This is a genomic window from Nostoc sp. NMS8 (assembly GCF_017115045.1).
GTDB lineage: Bacteria > Cyanobacteriota > Cyanobacteriia > Cyanobacteriales > Nostocaceae > Nostoc.
The window spans coordinates 98,262-120,544 of sequence record NZ_JABXKK010000113.1; the positions used below are offsets into that span (position 1 = coordinate 98,262).

The 22,283-nt window shown below is 41.5% G+C and carries 22 protein-coding genes and 1 pseudogene; 8 read left to right on the plus strand and 15 right to left on the minus strand.

Annotated elements, in window-relative coordinates:
• Window positions 1-19: 19 nt before the first annotated feature.
• Window positions 20-802: an ABC transporter ATP-binding protein gene (locus tag HWQ39_RS30465; RefSeq protein WP_292853669.1), complete on the minus strand. Its 783-nt coding sequence runs from the start codon at window positions 800-802 to the stop codon at window positions 20-22.
• A complete protein-coding gene (locus HWQ39_RS30470) occupies window positions 792-1,925 on the minus strand; it encodes a branched-chain amino acid ABC transporter permease (protein ID WP_292853671.1) in 1,134 nt (377 codons plus the stop codon). Before HWQ39_RS30470 ends, HWQ39_RS30465 begins: the two co-directional genes overlap by 11 nt.
• Before the next feature lie 201 nt (window positions 1,926-2,126).
• On the opposite strand from HWQ39_RS30470, the gene HWQ39_RS30475 reads away from it, so the two are divergent.
• From HWQ39_RS30475 to HWQ39_RS30485, 3 genes are all read left to right on the plus strand, one after another.
• Window positions 2,127-2,324 (plus strand): hypothetical protein, encoded by a 198-nt coding sequence (locus HWQ39_RS30475; RefSeq protein ID WP_179067621.1) that lies wholly within the window; start codon window positions 2,127-2,129, stop codon window positions 2,322-2,324.
• Between the two features lie 62 nt (window positions 2,325-2,386).
• A complete protein-coding gene (locus HWQ39_RS30480) occupies window positions 2,387-2,644 on the plus strand; it encodes a cytotoxic translational repressor of toxin-antitoxin stability system (RefSeq protein WP_292853673.1) in 258 nt (85 codons plus the stop codon).
• Between the two features lie 112 nt (window positions 2,645-2,756).
• Window positions 2,757-4,343, plus strand: coding sequence for a glucose-6-phosphate isomerase (locus HWQ39_RS30485; RefSeq protein ID WP_292853675.1), 1,587 nt, complete (start codon window positions 2,757-2,759; stop codon window positions 4,341-4,343).
• Between the two features lie 294 nt (window positions 4,344-4,637).
• On the opposite strand, the gene HWQ39_RS30490 is transcribed toward HWQ39_RS30485, so the two are convergent.
• From HWQ39_RS30490 to HWQ39_RS30505, 4 genes are all read right to left on the minus strand, one after another.
• Window positions 4,638-5,297 carry a Nif11-like leader peptide family natural product precursor gene (locus HWQ39_RS30490; RefSeq protein WP_292853677.1) on the minus strand — a complete coding sequence of 220 codons (660 nt, stop codon included), beginning with the start codon at window positions 5,295-5,297 and terminating at the stop codon, window positions 4,638-4,640.
• Between the two features lie 405 nt (window positions 5,298-5,702).
• Window positions 5,703-7,076 carry a DUF1802 family protein gene (locus tag HWQ39_RS30495; RefSeq protein WP_292853679.1) on the minus strand — a complete coding sequence of 458 codons (1,374 nt, stop codon included), beginning with the start codon at window positions 7,074-7,076 and terminating at the stop codon, window positions 5,703-5,705.
• A 10-nt stretch (window positions 7,077-7,086) separates the two neighbouring features.
• A complete protein-coding gene (locus HWQ39_RS30500) occupies window positions 7,087-8,994 on the minus strand; it encodes a hypothetical protein (protein WP_292853681.1) in 1,908 nt (635 codons plus the stop codon).
• 38 nt (window positions 8,995-9,032) lie between these two features.
• On the minus strand, window positions 9,033-9,680 hold the full coding sequence (locus tag HWQ39_RS30505) for a hypothetical protein (RefSeq protein ID WP_292853683.1): 648 nt from the start codon (window positions 9,678-9,680) through the stop codon (window positions 9,033-9,035).
• A gap of 486 nt (window positions 9,681-10,166) precedes the next feature.
• Here HWQ39_RS30505 and HWQ39_RS30510 point away from each other — a divergent pair, with 486 nt between their 5' ends.
• Complete coding sequence (locus HWQ39_RS30510) at window positions 10,167-10,655, plus strand: hypothetical protein (protein WP_292853685.1); 489 nt, start codon at window positions 10,167-10,169, stop codon at window positions 10,653-10,655.
• Between the two features lie 95 nt (window positions 10,656-10,750).
• Window positions 10,751-11,083, plus strand: a complete 333-nt coding sequence (locus HWQ39_RS30515) for a translation initiation factor (protein ID WP_292853686.1) — start codon at window positions 10,751-10,753, stop codon at window positions 11,081-11,083.
• Window positions 11,084-11,624: 541 nt separating this feature from the next.
• Here the strand turns inward: HWQ39_RS30515 and HWQ39_RS30520 are convergent.
• From HWQ39_RS30520 to HWQ39_RS30535, 4 genes are all read right to left on the minus strand, one after another.
• Entirely contained in the window at window positions 11,625-11,840 is a 216-nt protein-coding gene (locus tag HWQ39_RS30520; RefSeq protein WP_292853688.1) for an NAD(P)H-quinone oxidoreductase subunit O, read from the minus strand.
• 86 nt (window positions 11,841-11,926) lie between these two features.
• Window positions 11,927-12,787, minus strand: a complete 861-nt coding sequence (locus HWQ39_RS30525; RefSeq protein ID WP_292853690.1) for a DNA-formamidopyrimidine glycosylase — start codon at window positions 12,785-12,787, stop codon at window positions 11,927-11,929.
• A 251-nt stretch (window positions 12,788-13,038) separates the two neighbouring features.
• Window positions 13,039-13,254 (minus strand): photosystem I reaction center subunit IV, encoded by a 216-nt coding sequence (locus tag HWQ39_RS30530; protein ID WP_069073932.1) that lies wholly within the window; start codon window positions 13,252-13,254, stop codon window positions 13,039-13,041.
• Between the two features lie 284 nt (window positions 13,255-13,538).
• Window positions 13,539-14,123 (minus strand): PAP/fibrillin family protein, encoded by a 585-nt coding sequence (locus tag HWQ39_RS30535; protein WP_292853692.1) that lies wholly within the window; start codon window positions 14,121-14,123, stop codon window positions 13,539-13,541.
• A 244-nt stretch (window positions 14,124-14,367) separates the two neighbouring features.
• Here HWQ39_RS30535 and HWQ39_RS30540 point away from each other — a divergent pair, with 244 nt between their 5' ends.
• The gene (locus HWQ39_RS30540; protein WP_292853694.1) at window positions 14,368-14,604 is read left to right on the plus strand and encodes a DUF3134 domain-containing protein; all 237 of its coding nucleotides are present in this window, start codon (window positions 14,368-14,370) and stop codon (window positions 14,602-14,604) included.
• Between the two features lie 80 nt (window positions 14,605-14,684).
• A complete protein-coding gene (gene mraY, locus HWQ39_RS30545) occupies window positions 14,685-15,776 on the plus strand; it encodes a phospho-N-acetylmuramoyl-pentapeptide-transferase (protein WP_292853696.1) in 1,092 nt (363 codons plus the stop codon).
• Between the two features lie 268 nt (window positions 15,777-16,044).
• On the opposite strand, the gene HWQ39_RS30550 is transcribed toward mraY, so the two are convergent.
• The 5 genes and pseudogenes from HWQ39_RS30550 to HWQ39_RS30570 form a co-directional block, all read right to left on the minus strand.
• Entirely contained in the window at window positions 16,045-17,796 is a 1,752-nt protein-coding gene (locus HWQ39_RS30550; RefSeq protein WP_292853698.1) for a diguanylate cyclase, read from the minus strand.
• 136 nt (window positions 17,797-17,932) lie between these two features.
• Window positions 17,933-18,445, minus strand: coding sequence for a molybdenum cofactor biosynthesis protein B (locus HWQ39_RS30555; RefSeq protein ID WP_292853700.1), 513 nt, complete (start codon window positions 18,443-18,445; stop codon window positions 17,933-17,935).
• A 99-nt stretch (window positions 18,446-18,544) separates the two neighbouring features.
• Entirely contained in the window at window positions 18,545-18,886 is a 342-nt protein-coding gene (psb28, locus tag HWQ39_RS30560; protein WP_292853702.1) for a photosystem II reaction center protein Psb28, read from the minus strand.
• 103 nt (window positions 18,887-18,989) lie between these two features.
• Window positions 18,990-19,389: pseudogene (gene dtd, locus HWQ39_RS30565) on the minus strand (D-aminoacyl-tRNA deacylase).
• A gap of 149 nt (window positions 19,390-19,538) precedes the next feature.
• A complete protein-coding gene (locus HWQ39_RS30570; protein WP_292853704.1) occupies window positions 19,539-20,645 on the minus strand; it encodes a GTP-binding protein in 1,107 nt (368 codons plus the stop codon).
• 137 nt (window positions 20,646-20,782) lie between these two features.
• On the opposite strand from HWQ39_RS30570, the gene cysS reads away from it, so the two are divergent.
• Window positions 20,783-22,270 carry a cysteine--tRNA ligase gene (cysS, locus tag HWQ39_RS30575; RefSeq protein WP_292853705.1) on the plus strand — a complete coding sequence of 496 codons (1,488 nt, stop codon included), beginning with the start codon at window positions 20,783-20,785 and terminating at the stop codon, window positions 22,268-22,270.
• Window positions 22,271-22,283 lie beyond the last annotated feature (13 nt).

Consider the following 22,283-nt stretch of genomic DNA (forward strand, 5'->3'; position numbering starts at 1 on the left):
ATTTAACATGAGTATGAGTTTATTTGCCCAAATAAGCTTCTAGAACTTTGGGATTAGTTTGAATCTCCGAGGGTGTACCATCAGCCAAATTCTGTCCTTCGGCAAGTACCCAAACGCGATCGCACAAGGACATAACCACATCCATATTGTGTTCGATAATCAAAAAGGTCATGCCATCTTGACGGTTCCAAGTGATAATGCGATCGCAAATATCATCAATCAGCCTGGGATTCACCCCGGCGGCTGGCTCATCCAACAAAATTAACTTGGGATTAGTCATCAGCGCCCGTCCCATTTCTAGCAGCTTACGTTGTCCACCAGACAAGCAACCAGCATAATCGTGTGCTTTTTTTGCCAAGCCCACTGATTCTAATAAAAACATTGCTCGCTCTTGGAGTTGCTTTTCTTCCTTAGCGACAATGTGCGGTTGCAACTGCACCTGCCAAAAATTTTCACCCGTTTGCTTTTGCGCCGCCAGCAGCATATTTTCTAACACCGACAACCGCGAAAGAGTCCGTGCAACCTGAAAGGTGCGGATTACACCCTGCTGGGCGATTTGATATGGTTGCAAATTGTGAATCGGTTCGCCGTCAAAAATCACTCGTCCCTTGTCGGGGCGGATGAAGTTTGAGAGTAAGTTAAATAAAGTAGTTTTACCAGCACCATTGGGGCCAATTAAGCCCGTAATGCTGCCTTTAGCAACTTCGATTTTCGCTTCATTAACTGCTTTGACACCGCCAAAGCTTTTAGAAAGTCCAGTGGCTACCAAAAGGGGAAGCGGAGATGAATAGTTATTTACCAAGGGTGAGTTCCTCCTTTTTCCCTAAGATACCTTGAGGACGCCAAATCATCAGTACCATCAAAATTAATCCGATTACCATGATCCGAAATGCACCCAAACGGGCTTCATCAAGGGGAACGATTCTAGGTAATACTTCCCGCGTTAGCGCATCGTAAGTAAAGAAAATTACCGCACCTAAGATTGTGCCAACATTATTCCCAGAACCGCCTAAAATCACCATAATCCAAGTGTCAAAGGTAATTTGCGGTTGAAAATTATCAGGGTAAATAGCGCCCAGTTGCCAAGCGAAGAAAGCACCAGCGATGCCCGCGATCGCACCCCCTAACATTAATGATTGTAATTTATACCAAAAGACATTTTTTCCCAGTGCCTTGGGAATTTCTTCATCTTCGCGGATGGCTTTGAGAATTCTACCCCAAGGCGATCGCACCAAAATTTCTAACCGCCAGTATACAAGTGCTAAAACCAGCAGTAACACTAACATTAAACCTGCTTTTGGGTTGTAATTATACAGTCCAATTACCCCAGAAACATAAATTGCTGCCGCCAAAACTGCTAACACAATTCCTACACCCAAGCGCGATGCAAATTCTTGCTTGCTAGTTGTCCTTTTGCCTAAATCAGTAGTCCGAGATATTTGGGTAGTACGAATCCATCGCCACAACGTAAAGAAAGTTACAGCAGCTAGCAGCGTTAACAACCCAATCATCCCAAATCTGACAAACAAATTCGGTTCTGAGGATAGGGGTATGGAATAACTTTGCACACCAAACGCCCCAGAAATCCAGGTGTCACCGACAGGTAAATCTTGATTATTCACCACCAAACGAATTAATTCACCCGTACCAATGGTGACAATTCCTAGATAATCTTCTCGTAAGCGTAGAGTTGCAAAACCAATTATCAAACCCAACAAAGCGGCGACAATTGCCCCAGCTATTGCCGATATCAGTAGGGGTACACCCTTTAAGCTTAACAATACGGTTGTATATGCTCCCAGAGTCATGAAAGCAATATGACCAAAGTTAATTAACCCCGTAAAACCCCACTGTAAATTGAGTCCTAGTGCGAATAAAGCGAAAAGTGCTGTAGAAATTGCTAAGAAAATTAGATAGTCAACCATATTAAATTATTTGGTCATTTGTCATTTGTCATTGGTCATTGGTCATTTGTTATTAATTATCTCCCCTGCTCCCCTGCTCCCCTGCTCCCCTGCCCCTCTGCCCCCTCGTCGGGCGAATAAATTTTAGCGTAGCTTGAGCGTAGCTAATTTTATGGGAATACTATCTATTGTTGGTGTTTGCTGGTAGGGAATAATTGACGTATGAATTTGCTGCGACTGAGAATGCATCATCTAATCGAGCAATTAGGTGATGACGATTTGCAAGACATTTGGAACGTTCTGGAAGGTTTATATTATGACTTTTATATGCTCAAAGCGATACAACAGGTTAAGCGATCGCAGCAACCGTGGGATATCTTAACCCATGAAGAAGCGGTAAGACTGTTGATGTTTTTCTGATTCAGCAGCGCTTTCTTTTCTAATGCCAGTGGCCCCTCAAGTTTTGGTGAAGGTAACGCCCAGTGAGTCTGGAAATGCGCTATGCAAGGTCTTTTTTACTAGACCTGAAGAATTTAGAACCTGCCGCCTACGAGCGGGTGCATGATTTTGTTTTTATTGAGTTAGCCCAAAAGTGGCAGTTGAGTGATTTACAAGAACTACGACAGCTTGATGGTGAAGGCATTTTTCACCGCTTCACCCTAGATAATTATCTGATTGGTATAGAAATCAGGGGTGAAATTGTGAAATTTCTGCGTGTCATTCCTATGCCAGATGTTTAAACTGAGGAGTTAAGGGAACACTGAAAACTGTAAACTGTATAAGGCTAGGCAGGGATCGCTATAACCTTACATTAAACTGGTTTTTGAAAAACACTTTATTTGAGATTTCCCTATGGATGCTAGGGCACTTTGGCAACGATACCAAAACTGGTTATATTTCCACGAGGGATTGGGATTGTACTTAGACGTAAGTCGAATACAGTTCGATGATGCCTTTGTGGAATCGTTGCAGCCGAAGTTTGACAAGGCGTTTGCGGATATGGCTCAACTAGAGAAGGGTGCGATCGCAAATCCTGATGAGAACCGCATGGTTGGACACTACTGGCTGCGAAATCCTGATTTAGCGCCAACTCCAGAACTTACACAAGAAATAGTCCAAACCCTAGAACAAATCGAAGCTTTTGCGGAAAAAGTCCAAACAGGTGCTATTCATCCTCCCAGAGCAAGCCGCTTTACGGATATTATTTCCATCGGCATTGGTGGTTCCGCCCTCGGCCCCCAATTCGTCGCGGAAGCTCTCGCTCCTGATTTCCCGCCCCTGAAAATTCACTTTATCGATAACAACGATCCCGCAGGTATCGATCGCGTTCTCAATCATCTGCGAAATAGCCTCGCCAGCACTCTGGTATTGGTGATCTCCAAATCTGGAGGAACACCAGAACCCCGCAACGGCATGATTGAAGTTAAAAAAGCCTACGCCGGACACAATTTGGAGTTTGCTCAATATGCGGTAGCAATTACCAGCGTTGATAGCAACCTCGATAAACTAGCCAAAGAAGAAGGCTGGCTAGCCAGATTTCCCATGTATGACTGGGTAGGAGGACGTACCTCAGAAATGTCTGCTGTGGGGCTAGTACCCGCCGCATTACAGGGGATTGATGTTCGTGCCATCCTAGATGGTGCAAAAGAGATGGATGACGCTACCCGCGTCCCAGATGTGAAAAACAACCCAGCAGCCTTACTCGCCTTGTCTTGGTACTTTACTGGCAATGGCAAGGGCGAAAAAGATATGGTTGTCCTACCTTACAAGGACAGCTTATTTTTGTTCAGCCGCTATTTGCAACAGCTGGTGATGGAATCCTTGGGCAAAGAAAAAGACTTAGATGGCAAAGTTGTTCATCAAGGCATCGCCGTTTATGGCAACAAAGGCTCAACAGACCAACACGCTTACGTCCAGCAGTTACGCGAAGGTGTAGCGAATTTCTTTGCTACCTTCATCGAAGTGTTGGAAGATCGTCAGGGCCCATCTACTGAAATAGATCCGGGAGTTACATCAGGTGATTATCTTTCCGGTTTTCTCCAAGGAACCCGACAAGCGCTTTATGAAAATCACCGCGATTCCATTACAGTTACGATTCCCCAAGTTAATCCCCGAACTGTAGGGGCATTAATTGCGTTGTATGAACGCGCTGTTGGTTTATACGCTAGTTTGGTTAACGTCAACGCCTACCATCAACCAGGAGTAGAAGCTGGCAAAAAAGCTGCCGCCTCCATTCTGGATTTGCAAACACGAGTGGTAGCAGTATTACAAAAAGAAAAAACTCCCCTTTCTCTTGACGAACTCGCCGAAAAAGCAGGCGCATCAGATCAAGTTGAGGCAATTTACAAGATTTTGCGTCATATCCACGCCAATCAGCGAGGTGTAGTTTTACAAGGTGATCTTCAGAAACCCGGTAGTTTGACGGTTTCTGCTAGCTGATAGCTCTAGTCTAAATATCACATTTTGTCCATAATTGTTGTATCAGCAACAATTTTTTATTGTGAAGCATCCTAGATAGAAGATATATCTTCCGTCTAGGATGCTTCATCGTATAATTCGTAATTTGCAATTAACTTCTCTCTGGGTTCTCAATACTATTCGGTTAAGGCAAGAGACGCGATGAATTGCCGTCTCTACAATAATTATTCTTTCGTCTTGACCATAGAGCCACAGAAAACAGAAAAAACAAGAAATTTTACGAGTCACCTTAAAAGAGCTAGTCCTAAGTAATTACTAATGACTAGTTACCATGAGGCGTTGACTAAAGTAACTCTTGGGTAAGAAACAGCGATCGAGTAAAAAAGGATTATTGTTATTTTCACACGAAAAAGTACCTGGCTTATCCCGATGACAAAATGGTGGTACGATTCCCCAATGTTCTGCCAACCAAATCCAGTATCCTATTTCAATTCTGCCGTAGCTTGAGACCGTGAGAATCTCTCCAACACTGTTGTTAATAGATACTAAATCTGAAGATGATTTGATTTCAATTAACAGCCAAGCTAACTCATCTACAGAAAAATAATAGCCGTTTTCGGCAGCGATATCAACAAACTGTTGTGGGTCTTTAGCTATTAGCAATTCTTCTTTAAGAGATGGGGTTTTTTGTGCAACATCAAAAAGATCCCAAATTTGTCTTCTCGTAATTAGAAACCAGGCAAGTTCTTCTGCGGTTAAATTGTAACCATTTTCTGTTGCTAATTTGAGAAATGGCTCAAGGCTATCGGTTTCTGCTAGTTGACTTTTTAACTGGAAAGTTTGCTCTACTAGTGACAAAAAATCAATAAGTTTTTGCCATGTAAGTTTGTCAAAATTTTTGTTAACTTTTATTTTTTCTTTCCAATAAATGTATTTATCTTCTTTAAGAAAGAAATTCCAAATTTGATAATACATGGGTCATTTTACCTAAGTTTTAAACTTGGTAGATATTTTTGATTAATGAATACCAGTGTAGTAAGTATAATGTGTTTCTTCGACAGTACTAAATCTACTATCTTATGTAAATGAAGTCACACAGTGGCTCAGTATAAATTTTCTGTAAAGTTTGTCACTACAAATAACATTTACTGAGGAAAAGATGAAGGATTGCGATACCTGGAATTGGCTGAACTAAGCTTTTTGTTGAATATCATAAAATCAAATTAAGTCAATAGATAGTATTAATTATTTATGAATGAATCAACTGCAAAACAACCTGCACTTCATTTATTTTTGACGTAGACGCAGAGAGGCTTGCCGCAGGCTACCACAGAGATGCAGAGAACACAGAGGTAATAAAAGAGATATATTTTGCTATCTTTAGCTCATAGGTAAATCGCGGAGAAAGTAAAAGCGATCGCTCTTCCAATCACTACCCTTAATTCGCCCCAAATAGCCTGTTAATGGTGAAGAAAGTTCAATCAGAGTTTCGTGCATTTCTGCTGTTTTTATTGGCTGTGGCGGATGTGAGCCAAAATACGCACCATGTAGAGATTCAACACCAGCAAATTCTATACCTGAGTTTTCTAAATAGTTTTTGACAAGCTGAACAATGTGCGATCGCAACCTTATAGATTGTTCAACTTTATCGATATAAGTATTAATTTTATCTTCAGCTAAACCAAAGGGAACTTGTTGCAAACACTCTTTTAGTTCTAATAAGTTGATAGAATTTTTGTAGTGTGCTTGCAGTTCAACTAGTTTTTGCAGTGTTTCAGGGCTAATAACATTCATTTGATTTTCGGTAGCTGTTCTTAATGCGTAAAAATTTAATTCTCCGGCGGCTACAATTAATTTAATAGAATTGTCATACTGAAATTTACCAAGATGGTTCATACCTATTTTTAGTAATTGTGCAGGTGTACCATCAGGAACTTTCTCAGTTTTAGTTGCTTTGCACTCTCCTACTATTGGATAAGGTTGTTCAGCATAAAAATCCATGCCTCCTGCGCCACCCGTTGCATCTGGATTCAAACCTGAACCTGTAAAGCCTAATTTTAGTAATCCTCTACGAACCAATTTTTCAAATGTATGTCCATCGCTAGAGTTCCCAACTTCAGCAATTTTATGAATCCAAGGTAAGTCTAAATCTAATGGATTGGTTGGTTTATCGCTACTCCAACCCAAAAATACTTTGATATCGTCGTCTAATTGTTTGGCTGCTGGCTGGCTAATGCTTAGGGATGCGATCGCACTCTGCAATTCCTCCAATTCATGATGTAGCGGGGGTTCTAGCTTTTCTAACTGGTGTTTGCGTTGGGCGAAAGTGCGATCGTTTATTACTGGGTTGGCTTCAGAAACCGTTAGAGAATTAGGTAAACTAACAAATTTTCCTAGCTTTTCCTGAATATTGGGATTTACTAATATTTCTTGTAACTGAGGTAACTGATAGACACGCAAATAAGCCAAGAAAAGATACTGTTGTTTTTGTAGTGTCTCCTTTAATACTTTTGGTGTCCATATTGTTAATTTAGACAAAATATCTAATGGCTTAGTCTCGTCTAAAATTTGGCAAAGTTCACATTTAGCCCAAGCTTTAATTGAAGCTGAAGAGTCAGCAGGATAAAGTGCAAATCTCTGCCCAGGACGAATAAACATCTTGGGTAAAGCTGCAATTGTTCGCCCCTGTATTAAAGCTTCAATATCAGGGACGGGTAAACACAGTGCTGTTGGCATTGAAAACTGCTGATTCATTTCTAATTAGCTATAGATTTAGTTCGATGTAATCGGCAGTAGCAACGTTTTGAGGAATACTAATAGGTAATCCATCATCAGTTAAATTAGTAGGTTCTTGTCCAGAAGGATCGCTGATAATTTCTCGAATTAAAGGATTGTTGATTGCTAGTTTCTTTTGATCAATAAAATCAAATATCTGTTTTTCTGTAACTTCGTAACTCTCTCTGTTATACCAAACAAAACAGATAGCTAGAAGAGGTTTAATGTCTTGGCTTTGCAAGCTTACCCATTCTCCACCCTTTTGTTGCAAAAGTATTTTCAAATGCTTTCTAGCTAATACTGCTTTTGGACTAATTATCTTTGAACGCACTAAGCAACCGCGAGTCAGGTCAAATTTTCTGTAATCAATTAATCGTCCTAAAGCAGCACCTATAACCGTGTAGTCTTGTTGAACTACATCTACTCCAATTCTCACTTTTCTTTTATTGCCGATAATTTTGAAATCCATGAAGCCATTATTTGCTGCACTAGGCTCTACTTCTTCAATTGATTCGATTGTTACTCCCTCTAAAGTTTCACCTATTAAACTATTGAAAGCTATCCAAAGAGCGTCAGTAATTGTTGCTTCTTCTTCCATTAATGAATCAATAGAACCTTCAACATTTGCTAACTCATTATCGAAATAAGGTTTAACCGGATGAATTGTTGTAGATGTCCATTTAGTTGTAGTGTTTATTGTTGAATTTTTAGTACCATCAATAATATGCCCATTAGGTACAAAATTTTCTGCACACCATTTTAAAACTGACCTTACAGTAGGTCTACTTTTACCAAGTTCTCTGAGGTTAGTTTCATCAAATGGGTAAAGAGCATGAGACGGGATTTGTTGATGTTCCTCATAAAAATCTTGTAACCATTGACTCACTAAAGCAACAATATCATCAGAATTAAGAAAGCTTAGTTTTATAGGCTGTCTATCAGCTTGCTCACTTACTAGTCTATCTATCACTGCTTCAGCTTCTGGTAAAGCCTTGATTTGGTCTTCCCAGGTACGAGGATACATTGCTAACAGTAAAACACCTTGCTTAAGACTGTTATATAAATCCTTAACTAAACTTGCAATAACTTGTGCTGCTAAAAATCCATTATCAGCAGCATCTGCAATATCTAATTCGTCAAAACAAATCACTGGAACTCGATAATTACTAGTTATATCTAGAATTTGACGAACAGTGCTTAATGCTTCAGCTTCTCTATCCTCGCTTTTAGGATTTGGCAGCCCCATTTCTTCAGCTTGTGATTGTGCTAATTCCAAACCTGATAACCAATAGCTTGCATAATTAATATGGGCTGGGGAAAGTGTCCATAAAATTGCTTTCACTATGTAAGGGTTGGTTATTTCAGGCTTGGCTTTCAGAACACTTTCTGTCAAATGAACTATCGCCTTAGTTGAGTGTTGGCTTAACCAACCTGGATACATATTAATATACTGTTGTGGTGTATATTCCCACTGTTTTCCTTCGTTAATTAAAGCTGCTGCAATTTCCTGCCATTGCATTACTGTTTGACTACCAAAAGCTCTGAGACTAGATGCGACACTTTGCAGAAACAGAGATTTAATTTGATTCAAGTTATCATACTTACTCATATAGATAAATAAGCTAGCATCCCCTGTCTGTAATTGGTGGCGAATCCGACTAATAATATGGCTTTTACCTAACCCTTTTTCTGCTGTAATTGTGATACCTACAGTTTCACGTTTTCCTTTACGGACTTTATCAACAGCATCAAAAACTGCATTAGAAGCATGAGCATTAATTGAGGGAACATCAGGAAAACTTTTACCCCATATTTGTTGCGGTCTGACCACAATATGTCCTGCAAAAGGGTTTTGATTTTGAATCAGATCATCAATGGTAGATGTGGTGACAGTCATAGTGTTATGAAGTTAATGTGTGAAGAGTCAAATCAGGTTTAAGGTTTCAGGCGTGTGGCGTAGCAACGTAATCCATCTAATTCTGTAGCTACCGAATCTTCAATTTTGTCGGGTGCGCTGTCTTCTACACTCCCGCCCTGTAGTTGCAAAATATCGTTAGCTTGTGTTTCCAGCAGCCAATCATTAAACTCTGTACGACTTACGCGATCGCCAATTCCTCTTCTAATACGATAAATTGGCACTAGGTTATTAAAGTTGTACTCATAGTTCAGCTTGTCGTAGACTTCCAACGCCACTGACTTAAACTCGTCGTAAGAAGCGATCGCACCTTTCCCATTAACCAGTACATCTGCACTAACTACCGCAACATCAATCTGACTAATCCACTTCACCAACGCATTCGCCGCCCAAGTACCGACTATCGTCCCTTCAAACTTAAAATCGCCACTTCTTAAACCTTCACCCAATACCTCTAAACCCTTGCCAGATGTGAGAGAATATCCCTTTTTGGAGATTGCGATCGCACCCTCTTTCTGCAAATCCTCGAATATGCCCTGATAATCTGCTACCTTCTGGCTTTTGGATACAATTCGCTTAGTGAGTTGACCCTTCTTAACTTCCTGCTGCGTTCCTCCCAAATCCCACAAAGCCAAAAGAAGACGAGTGCTAGTATTTTTTGATGTCATATTGAGTGTACTTTTTTACAAAAAGCATCATAGTAACTGTATCTTTCTAAATTATATACGCAGAAAAAATAACCGAGAAATTGCTGAAGATTCCGGCGCTTCGACTAAATAGACTCATCAAAAATCAAACTGCAACACGAGAGTAATTAATCCGTGAGACACCACGCCCACTAATCGAGCATGGTTTGAATTAGTCCAAAGTCAAGAAAGTTTTTTCCTCCGTAAGAGCGAGGTCTGTACCAAAAAACTCTTTATCAATGACCAATGACTAATCAAAAATATATTTCCTTCGGATGAAGGCAACTTCTCTCAAAGGCGGGATGGAATACTTGAGAAAATCCACGATCATGATAGAGAAATGCTCTAGCTGTGCAGTTGAAATTAAGTGGTATATGTTTGTTTCAATTCCCCGCGAAATAACAGGAATTCCAACTTTGTTTTTGCAACAGTAGGGCTTTTAGCAAATACAGGTGAGAAAGAAATCCAATGAACACAATATATAAAGAACGTAAAATAGTTTCGCGCCTATTTGCAGTGATGCTTTCAGCATTGCTAATGGTGCCCTTGCTGAGTAGCTGTGGAGGCGGTTCCAGAAACGCTTCAGCTCCACCACCAGTGGATGATACCGTCAGTAGAACAGTGAGCGATCGCACCAACCAAACCGAAGCTAAGAAGGGCTTGTCTACAGGGCAAAAAGTTGCTATTTTGGCAGGAGCGGCTGGACTTTATTACCTCTACAACCAGCACAAGAATGCTTCCCAAGAAGGAGCGCAAGGTAAATACTATCTTTCCAAGAATGGGCGTGTATACTACCGTGATGCTGAACATCGCGCTCACTGGGTAACGCCACCAGCAGAAGGAATTCGAGTACCAGAATCGGAAGCACAAAAGTATCGGGAATTCCAAGGCTATAACCGGAGTGCCACAGGTCGCGATCTCGCTGGTATAACTTCATCCGCAGCACCAGCACTCTAGATCGGTGAGGCGTGTGTAAATAAGAAAGCGGGTTTCCCGGAAAATAACGCCGATTGCGCCCGTCGGAAACACGAACTTAAATCAGGAGACAGATTATGGTAAATGAATTTTTCCGAAAGGCGAAAGACTTACTTTTGGGGTCGAACAGCGATCAAGCCGATGGAGATGCCGAATTTCGCGATCGCAATGTACGTCCAGCCAGCGAAGATCCTTATGGCGATCCCGCAGATCCCGCATCTTACGGCAACGTCACCCCAGCCAGTCAAGACCCCTACGGCGATCCCGCAGATATCGCGTCTTACGGCAATGTTCGCCCCGCTAGCGAAGACCCTTACGGCGACCCCGCAGACACAGGGGAGTTTGGTGATGTCCGTCCAGCCAGCGAAGACCCCTACGGCGATCCCGCAGATCAGGATTCTCGCCGCTAACGCCAAACCAATCTTGTGATGTTGGTTTTCATAAAGTGATGAATTTTGGAATAACAAGTAAGGCAGCAGGTTTTAATCCCGCTGCCTTTTATTTTTGCTGCTATTTCTACAAATCATGAATATAGCGCTTCTGGTTTAGATGCAATACATTTTGACCTCTCTCAGAGGCTTTGATGCTCACTCCCCTTCCCTGCCTTCAGCACGCTGCGCGAACGCAGGAAGGGGCTGGGGGTTAGGTCTGTATTTCACGCAATTGAGAACCGCTATAATTACACACGATTGGGGAGTTATATCAATTCTTTATGAAGCTGCATAGAATTCGATCCCCCCTAGCCCCCCTTTTTAAGGGGGGAACCGGAAAAACATCTATCAAAGTCCCCCTTTTTAAGGGGGATTTAGGGGGATCAAGATATCTGTAACTTCACATTAAATTGGTATTAGAGCAAGAAAACATAAATTAAGATGCGATTTCTATCAACAAGAATTCAGGAATCAGAATAAATGCTGAATTCTGAATTCTGACTCCTGAATTCTTTATTGATTATTTAAACTCTTCGAGCTGATCCACGCGTAACCAAATATTAGGCGTTGGCACGCTCCCAAATTTAATTAGGGCGTAATCACCTTTGATGTCTACAATTTCGCCCTTGGTTTCAAACAAATAAGAAGGAAAGCGAGGATCGCTGGCTTTAGCCTCCAGACTATTTTCTAGTTTTTCGCGCACAGCGCGAACTATATCCCCTTTTTTTACTGCCATGAATTCCTCTCTCAAATTTGTAACGTCTTTCACCTGTATTTTAAAAGAGTTCTGAATTAGAACTCCTAACTTCTGTACAGAAGCGATTAATCGCGTCTCCTAACTCCCCCTAGCGTTTGACACTGGGAGCAAAAATGACTAGATCGCCCAGCTAACCTAATCCGTTGAATTGATGTACCACAAACTCGACAGGGTTCTCCAGCGCGGTTATAAACCCAGGCTACACCACCATAATTGCCGTTAGTACCTTTAACATTTAAAAAATTACTAAATGTTGTACCACCAGCCTCAATGCTGGTTTCTAACACTTGAATTATGGCTGTTCGCAAAGGCCCAATTTGCTTTAGCTGCAAATCTATACACAAGGTTTCAGGTAAAATTCCGCTCTTAAACAACGCTTCATCAGCATAAATGTTACCTAATCCCGCCACCACCGATTGATCCAGTAGCGCAGTTTTAATCGGACGGCGGCGGTTTTTGAGTTTGCTTGCTAGATATTCAACAGTAAATTCTGGTGAAAATGGGTCTACTGCCAGTTTTGCCAAACCGGTGATAATACTTTCTACAGGAACACCAGGCGGAACCAACCATATTTTACCAAAGGTACGCTGATCGACAAAACGTAATTCCTGCTGATCCCCAAAAAATAATCTAACCCGCGTGTGTTTGTGTAATGGTTCATCTCGATGTAACCACAGTAGTTGACCGGTCATTCGCAGATGAACCCCTAGCCAGCCGGTTGATGAGGAGAGTTCAGCGAGGAGATATTTTCCGCGACGATGCCAAGTAGCGATCGCATTTTCTTCAATTCCGTTAACAAACTCACCAACAGAAAACGGGTAGGCGATGGTGCGATCGAGCAACACATCTCCACCCGTGATTTTTTGGTTGAGGGTCAATTGATTTAGACCCCTTCGGACTGTTTCAACTTCAGGCAGTTCAGGCATTCAAGCTGAGTTAAGCAGGCAATTGTGATTTATTTGAGGGTTCGAGGCAGAAGAGATGGGGTAGTAACTTACATAGCCGTATATAGCTTGTATTACTACCCAAAAGAAACCGTAAATACCCGCAGGGCGGCTCTCATAGATTAGGGTAGGCTAGGACAAAGAATGAATGAACTGAAATTTTCAGATTTCATACTTCAGACTTAAGACTACCCTTCATCATCGCATCAAACAACCCCCTTATAGCGTTGCTGCTATTTTTTAGGTGGTTTAGCCTTTGGTGCTTCAACCTCGACTAATTCATCCTGGGCAAAGTTGTTGGTATTGATACCAGAGTAATTGACCTTTTCAAAGCGGACAATTACAGGGTATTTGATACCACTTTGGTCAATGGAAGCCACAGTTCCTAGATCCTGAAACCAGTAGGATTCAGGGCGGAGAATACGTACTTTAGAACCACGTTGAACCATGATTATTTTCCCTTTTAGTTATCAATCGCCAATCTAGAGGGCTAATTGATTTCACTCTACATCCTCAAGGTCGCAGCAAGAGTCTTTGTTAAGTTATTTGTCTGAATTGAGGGGCTGGGGATTGGGGACTTGGGGCTGGGGATTGAATATTAGTTATTCTTTCTTCCTTATCTCCCCTCCCCCGATCACATAGCACATCTAAAATTGTAAAAGGTATTAGACCCTACTTGACAAGGTAAACGTTATAGTGTACTTTCATTCGCAAAGAGCTATTTTGTAAAAGCTTATGTTTTAGTTAAGACAAACACACTTCCCTCGTTACCTCTGCCGATCCGTAGGTCGTTATCTATATAAGTGATATCTAACCAGCCTTGCTGTTTGTCACTGTTTATGGCAACATCAATTCCGGGAAATTTTCTACCTTCTTCAATTTGTTGGATAAAAGTTACCGGAGAATTGTATTTTATTAAACGTTGTAAACCGATAATAGAACGCTCAAATTTTACTTGGACACGCCGACCTGAAACAGGCTCAAATTTAGCAGCAATGCTGACTAATCCTTCTAAATAAGGTAAGCCATAAATCTCAGCTATGTTGTAAACACTGGTAGTCTCTACCCGGATACACTGATAGATTTGACCAAGTTTACATAAGGGTAGACGATCTAAGTTTAAAAGAGCCTTGCTAGTGGTGTATAGTAATCGCCAATTGCCATCTAGCAAATTACTAGCTTCCACCGGACGGGGTGTAGGATTAAAGTCTTCTAAAGTAGCGATCGCTGCTAAGATAACTTGTTTCTGTACTTCGGTCGCTAGTAGACCGCGATTTGTACCAGCGATCGCATCCATAAGAGCCGCTTTTCCCATCATCGCCTGTCACCTCAAAAATTATTCACTTTCCATCAGCATAAACAAGATATTAATGACATATATGTAGAGCCATACAAATTACTAAGAATCGCTTGGACTAAGCCTTATGCTTATTAAATAAAAAAATTTCTATCTGAATGCGGATTTATCAACCAAAGGGTTGAAAAGATAACTAAATTAATCCGTGTCAAGTGATAGACTCTAAATGTCAACTTACGTCAACCTTTTCTTGTCCTGACTCGATATGTTGAACTCTCCATTACGTGAAGAACCCCGTAACCAGCGAGCCGATGTCATCCCCCTAAAGCCAGAGTCTTCTTTGTTGGACTGGTTACAAAATAATAGTCGCATCATCGCGCGTGATGTTCACGAACCGGATTTTCAAGCTAACGAAGAAGGAATAGACTCCCTAATGGGTGTAGAAGATGGAATTGGCTACGACCTCGATGATGATGACGATATAGGAATCGCTGAGGATTAGCCTTTTGAGGCTAGGGACTTGGTAGTATCCCTAGTTACTAGTATTCAATTTTATTAAGTGTGGAGTGAAGGGAAACTTTTGTGGACGCTAAATTATCTCCTGAGCAAGGATTAAATATTTCTGGAATCGCTCTCGCCTCTTTATTAGCCATAGGGCTAGGTACAACAGCATTTTTCTTGGATTCGATAGCCAATCGGCTACCCTGGCAAAGTATGTCGCTAACTCTGCCACTGCTGTTGTGTGCCTTGGGTTCAGGTGTGGTGGGCTATTGGGTAATACCTTTACTTCAAGCACTTAAAACTGGGCAAATAATTCGCGAAGATGGGCCCCAAGCTCATCTAAAAAAAGCAGGCACTCCCACAATGGGCGGTATATTTTTTATACCTGTATCTGTGCTGCTTGCCTGTATATTGTCTAACTTTTCTAAAGAGGTGCTTGCAGTTTCGGCTTTGACAATCAGCTACGGATTGATTGGCTGGCTTGACGACTGGCAAATTCTGCGCCGGAAATCAAATAAAGGTATATCTCCCCGCACAAAACTAGCTTTGCAGGTGAGTTTTGCGGCTGTGTTTTGTCTATGGCTGATGTTTAATCAACCTTCTAATATTACAAATATTGCTTTGCCTTGGGTGGGCTTCACACTACCATTAGGATTTCTATTTTGGCCTTTAGCTGGTTTTGTGCTAGTTGCAGAAAGTAATGCAACTAATTTAACAGATGGTATTGATGGCTTGGCAGCAGGAACAGTTGCGATCGCACTTTTGGCATTAGGTGCCCTGATCGCCCCAACAGCACCAGGATTGATGGTTTTCTGTGCTGCTTTAAGTGGTGGGTGCTTAGGTTTCTTAGCCCATAATCGCAACCCAGCCCGCGTTTTCATGGGAGATACTGGTTCTCTGGCGCTCGGAGGAGCTTTAGCTGCTGTAGCTTTATTGACAAACACTTTAGTAGCTCTGTTTATTCTCAGTGGTATCTTTTTCGTAGAAACCCTTTCAGTGATGGCACAAGTAAGTTATTACAAAGCCACGAAAGGCCCCGATGGCAAAGGTAAACGCCTCTTTAAAATGGCACCTTTACACCATCATTTAGAACTTACTGGCTGGTCTGAATTGCAAGTGGTTGGAGTGTTTTATATAATCGCTGCTATTTTGGCTACCATCTGTTTAGCGTAGCCGCAGGCATCGCTCCATTCTGAATGTTTTAAAAACTGCTTGAATATAAAAAACAACTCCCAAATCTTCAGGGAGTTGTTTTTTTGGTAGAAGGAAAAAATTCCGAAATTAATTATAACGTGAGTTCGATAAACCTCTCCCTGCCTTGAACTTTAGTTCAAGTCTGTCCCTCTCCGAGTCGGAGAGGGACGGTTTCGCATAGTAAAACCAGGGAGAGGTCTTTTTTACGGCTAATTAGATGGACACTATATGATTCGTCGAACTCAGGTTAATTATAGGTATTTACATACTCCCTAACTCGATTCTTTCCTGTTCGCTTTGCCTCAAGCATTGCTTGATTTGCCCGATTCAGAAAATCCTTAACCGTAATCCCTGGTTCTGATACAGCTATTCCAAAAGAAGCAGTGATGCCTTCGAGGATCTGATCGCTGTCCTTCAATTGCATTTTTTCAATATCTATCCTTAATTGTTCTACTCGCTTCTTAAGCGTTTCCAGTGTCATATTAGGCATCACAATCACAAATTCTTCACCACCCCATCTGCAAGCAATATCAAAGGAGCGAATAGATTTTAAGAGTAATTTTGCTAATCCTTGGAGAACAATGTTGGCAGTGATGTGCCCATAGCGCGAGTTGTAAGATTTGAAGTTATCGATATCAAGAAAAATAATACTAAGAGGTTGTCCCGAACGTTCAGCTTCAGCTAACCTTTGTTCCGTTATACTCTGCATATAGCCTTGATTGAATAGTTGGGTCATCCCATCGCGCAAGTTATCATGAGTTAGACGTTGTTTTATCGATAAATTATTCAGTGCAATACCTAGAGTTCTAGCAATAATCTCAATAATTTGTTGATCTTCTGGACTGATTTCTTCAAGCGCATTGATGTGTAAGATCGCAACTACTTCGCCTTGTGCAAACAACGGAACACACAAATGTGTACCGCTAACTGGCTGTATTAAGTGACTGCATATTATTCCTGAATGACGAGGCGATAAAAGATTTAATTTTCCTCTCCGCAATGCCCAACAATCAGATAGTGAAAATATTTCTTTACTGCTTCTTTCACCTCCCCAAAAACTATTCATCTGAACATAATTCTTGGAATTGGAAATGATATAGATAGAACCACTGATATTCGGAAATAGCTTGGAACAAGTTAAAACAACTACTTTATATACCTCATTTTCAGACTCGCAAGAATAAAGCATATCTGCCATATCTAAGAGATATATAAGTTCTCGTTTTTTCGCCTCTAATTCCAGTGTTTTTTCTACTAGCTGCCGATTTAGATCGGTGAGCGATCGCTGTGCTTCTATGGTTTCTGTAATATCGATACTAATCCCACCAATGCGGTTAGCGCCCGTTACGTAATCCCTAAACGGAAACTTAAATGATAGCCAGTAGCACGGCTGATTATTACCAGGTATCTTTACCTGTTCAATCAGCTTCAAAGAGCGTACAGTTTTCAAAACGACTCGATCGTTTTCCATTACCCGCCGCCCCTCTTCTGGATCTGGCAAGAATTCACTGTCCGTTTTTCCCAACCATTCTTGTGAATCTACCGAAAATCTAGATTGTATCTCCTGGTTGTAGTAAAGCACCTTAGATTGCTCATCTTTGATATATGCTCCAAACGGGCCCTGATCTAGAAATAGCTGTTTTATCTGCTGGCTACGTTGAAGTTCACGAGTATCTTCTTGAGATTTAGCGATCGCCTTTACAACTAGATAAGCGGTTGGCGTCAGGTAGAGTAAGGCAGACAAAGAAATAAATGCCATTACATCTAGCACGCCTAAGTGTAGCAGCGATACTGGCATATACGGCTCAAAGATCGCCAGTAAATGATGAAATCCGCAAAATAGCACGAATCCACCTGATAAGAAAAAGGCTAGCCAAAACTTAGAAGGGATAGTTGCCTTAGTTTTAGCAAAGAAAACCCCTATAACTGTGAGTATGCCAAAGTATGAAAATGCAGTGATGCCGTGAGCAATTATGCAATTCCAGTAAATAGGCTCCATGCTGATCTGATATTAAGATTTAATGCGTTTCACTATAATTTTAGGTAGCCTCAAGATGTAACGGTAGAAAGGATGATTTCAGTACCTCATGCCTCAGTTTTGCAAAAGTTATCATAGTAACTTTCTAAACGGCTACTCATGTCATCCCCTTACCAACCTGACTTACCAAGTGAGTGAGTTCGGGTAAAATCAGTTTTTCCATCGCCAGGCCTACAGCATTACTGGAGCCAGGAAGCGAGAAAATTAATTTATCTTGATAAACACCAGCAACAGCGCGAGAAGCGATCGCCCGGGAACCAATTTCTTGATAACTTAAAAAACGAAATAACTCACCAAATCCCGGCAAAGTCTTCTCCAATAACTTCTCAATGGCATCATAAGTGGTATCTCTTGGTGCAATACCTGTACCACCATTGAAAATTACAGCATCCAAATTTGCACTTTTACCCAGATTTTCTATCTGCCCTTGAATTTGTGTTGGTTCATCTTTGATAATCGTGTAACCTCCCACAGTATGGTTAGCACCAAGGAGTAACTGCTGAATTAGCTGGCCACTTTTGTCTGTTTCAAAAGTGCGTGTATCGCTAACAGTAACCACAGCACAAGTTACCGTAATTCTTGGTGAGTCTGGGTGGGGTTGTGGCGTCATAAGTCAGTCCTGAACGTTTGATCGTGGATATTGGGCATGGGGAATGGCGCATTGGGTATGACAATAATTACCGATGCCCAATGCCCAATACCCTATGCCCTATGCCTCATTTTTGCTCAGTCCCAGATCGTTTTCTTCAGCATATCGCTCCATGAAACGTATAAAGCGATCCCATTCTTGAACAGATTTCATCACGTAAAGTGCTTCTAATTCTTCCGGTTTCCCATTGACAAATTTAGCCTTGACTTCGCGGGTAATTATCTCTCCTTCTTCGTCAATCAAGTACATCCCGGTAATATCTTCGGTGCTACCTTGATCTAAAATCTTTGGATTCGTAAAAATAAATGTTGCTGTGCCACTATCGCCACTGCGCGATCGCGTCAAGCGCACATCTGGAGTTACTTCTTCGTCAAGACCTCTAGAAAACTGGATTTTCGCCATGATAAATGAATTTAAACTTTGGTGATGGTTAATTTAATATTCTCTCATCAATTAGAACACCACGGTCTAGAGGCTATTGTTATTCTTTTTTGAGTGTATATACTTAGGTTGAATATTTTTCTAGTAACAAAGTTACGGGGCCATCGTTTTCAATTGTCACTTGCATCATTGCACCAAATTGACCTGTTTCCACCTGCAAACTGCTAGTTCTTAATTTGGTAACAAAACGATTATACAAATCTTCTGCTGATTGGGGAGCCGCTGAACGCTCAAAAGAAGGACGGCGACCTTTAAAGGCAGTCACCATAAAGCGTAAACTGACTCACTACCAACAAATCACCGCCAATTTCTTGTACAGATTTTTGCCAACGGTCATCTTCTTCCTCGTCATGAAATAGCCGCAATTCTAAGCACTTCCGCACCATCCAGTCGATTTCAGCATCAGTGTCGGTATTAGCAATACCCACAAGTAAATTTAGCCCCCGCCCAATTTTGCCGATAATTTCACCATTAACTGTAACTTGAGATGATTTAACTCACTGGATAACAACACGCATTTTAATCAGAACGCTTAAAATTCATGGCAGAGCCATTAAGAATGCATTCCCAGGTGGAACCTGGGAACGAGTAGTAAACTTCTCACTCCTAACTTTTATTTGCCAAAGCCTTTACCGCGAGAGGTTGAAGGTAGACAAATACAGTTTTCGAGTTGACTGATTAAAGCCTCACGATCTAAATTTTGACCAATCAGCACTAACTGATTTTTCAATTTACCTTGCCATTCATCATCATCCAAGGTAAAGCGTTTACCACAAAGGTGGAAAATATGACGCTTTGGACTTTCATCAAACCACATAATACCCTTCGCTCGGAAGATATTTGAGGGTAGCTGGTTATCTAAGAAATACTGAAACTTCCTAATAGAAAAAGGCTTGTCACTTTGGAAAGAGATGGAAGTAAAACCATCATTTTCTAAATGGTCAGAATGATGGTGATAATCGTGGTGATCGTGGTCATGGTCATGATGATCGTGACCACATGTTGAGTGATCGTGGTCGTGATGTTCATGATCGTGATGGTCGTGTTCATCCACCACTGTGTCAAAATATTTATCTGACTCAAATAGACCAACACTCAGAATTAAAGGAAGTGGCACTTGCGATCGCGTCGCGCGAATAATTCTCGCTCCTTCCTTCACGTCGTTAATTTTTATTTCTAACTCCTTTAAAGTGGCTTCATCAACCAAATCAGCCTTGTTCAGCACAATAACATCACCATAAGCAATCTGGCTGTACGCTGCCTCGGAGTTAAATAAATCTAGGCTGTAATTCGCCGCGTCTACTACGGTAATAATCGAATCCAAACGCGTTAAATCCCGCAATTCTGTGCCCAAAAATGTTAAAGCTACTGGGAGTGGATCTGCCAATCCAGTTGTTTCTACTACTAGATAATCTAGATTTTCTTGGCGTTCTAAAACTTTGTAAACTGCATCTACTAAATCATTATTAATAGTGCAGCAGATACAACCATTATTTAGTTCCACCATGTTCTCACCAGTGGAAACAATTAACTCGTTGTCGATGCCGATTTCACCAAATTCATTCACGAGAACAGCGGTTTTTAAACCCTGTTGGTTGTTGAGGATATGATTAAGTAAAGTCGTCTTGCCACTACCGAGGAAACCCGTAATAATTGTTACTGGCATTCCTTGTTTAGGCGTATCCATTGCGGAAGATTCGGGTGTAACTGCTGATTGCATAGCGCTGTTATCAAATAGTCAAAAAATAGTAATGTAGCGGAAATAGTCCAGAAAACACTAGCATAGGGATGCTGGACTGTCATCCCAGCTGCCTTACCCTATTATTACGTATCTCCTTATTTCAGCATTACTCTGTTATGACCCTAACTCTTTACAATACCCTCACCCGTCGTCAAGAACCGTTTGAAACAGTCGAACCAGGCAAGGTTAAGATGTATTACTGCGGCGTGACGGTGTACGACTACTGCCATTTGGGTCATGCTAGAGCTTGCATCGTTTGGGATGTAGTGCGCCGATACCTCCAGTTTATCGGTTATGAAGTCCGATATATCCAAAATTTTACTGATATTGATGACAAGATTCTGAATCGAGCCTGTGTTGAACATTCATCAATGGAAGCTGTAGCCGATCGCTTCATCAAAGCATATTTTGAGGATATGGCGCGGTTGGGAATCAAGGAAGCTGATGAATATCCCCGCGCTACTCACACAATGAATGGCATTCAGCGGTTAATTCATGAATTGGAAAATAAAGGTTTTGCCTACCCTGCTGATGGTGATGTGTATTATGCAGTACGAAAGTTTTCTGAGTATGGCAAGCTTTCGGGACGTAAGTTAGAAGATATGCAGGCGGGGAAAAGCGATGCCTACGGCGGGCAACGCCTACGCGTCAACGTCGAAGATCCAGAATATCAAAAAAAGAAAGATCCCTTCGATTTTGCTTTGTGGAAAGCAGCAAAATCGGGAGAACCAGCTTGGGAATCACCTTGGGGCGCAGGTCGTCCGGGGTGGCATATAGAATGCTCGGCAATGGTGCGCGATCGCCTGGGTGATACCATAGATATTCATGCTGGTGGTGCTGACTTAATTTTTCCCCACCACGAAAACGAAATTGCCCAATCTGAGGCTGTAACCGGAAAACCCTTAGCGCATTACTGGTTACATAACGGCATGGTGAAGGTAGATGGTGAAAAAATGTCCAAATCTTTGGGCAACTTTACCACTATTCGAGAATTACTGGATCGAGGAGTTGACCCGATGGCAGTGCGGTTATTCGTGCTGACTGCTCAATATCGTACACCCATAGATTTTACCGACGAAGCGATCGCCGCAGCAACCAATGGTTGGCACACCATAAAAGAAGGTTTACTCTTTGGCTACCAATATGGCAGATTACTAGGCTGGGAAGTGGGAACTGGCTCACTACTCTCTAGTCCCCATTCCCTACTCCCTGAGACTGTTGAACGTTTCCAAGAAATTGTGAATAATGACTTTAATTTTCCTGGTGGGTTAACAGTGCTGTTTGAATTAGCCAAAGAAGTGCGTCGTGAGAGAAACATTTTTGTGCATGCAAGGAAAACCGAAACATCACTAGATAACTTAAAGCAGCAATGGCAAACTCTTGTCACATTGGCTGGAGTTTTAGGTTTAGAAGTTGAGATAGAAGCGGAAACTAACAAGATTTATGGTTTAAGCGATGTGGAAATTGAAGCGAAAATTGAGCAAAGGCAAGAAGCACGTCAAACCAAGAATTTTGCCGAAAGCGATCGCATTCGTGACGAACTCCAAGCAGAAGGTATTACGCTAATTGATAGCCGTGATGGCACACGCTGGCACCGGAATTAAATTTTAAATTCTT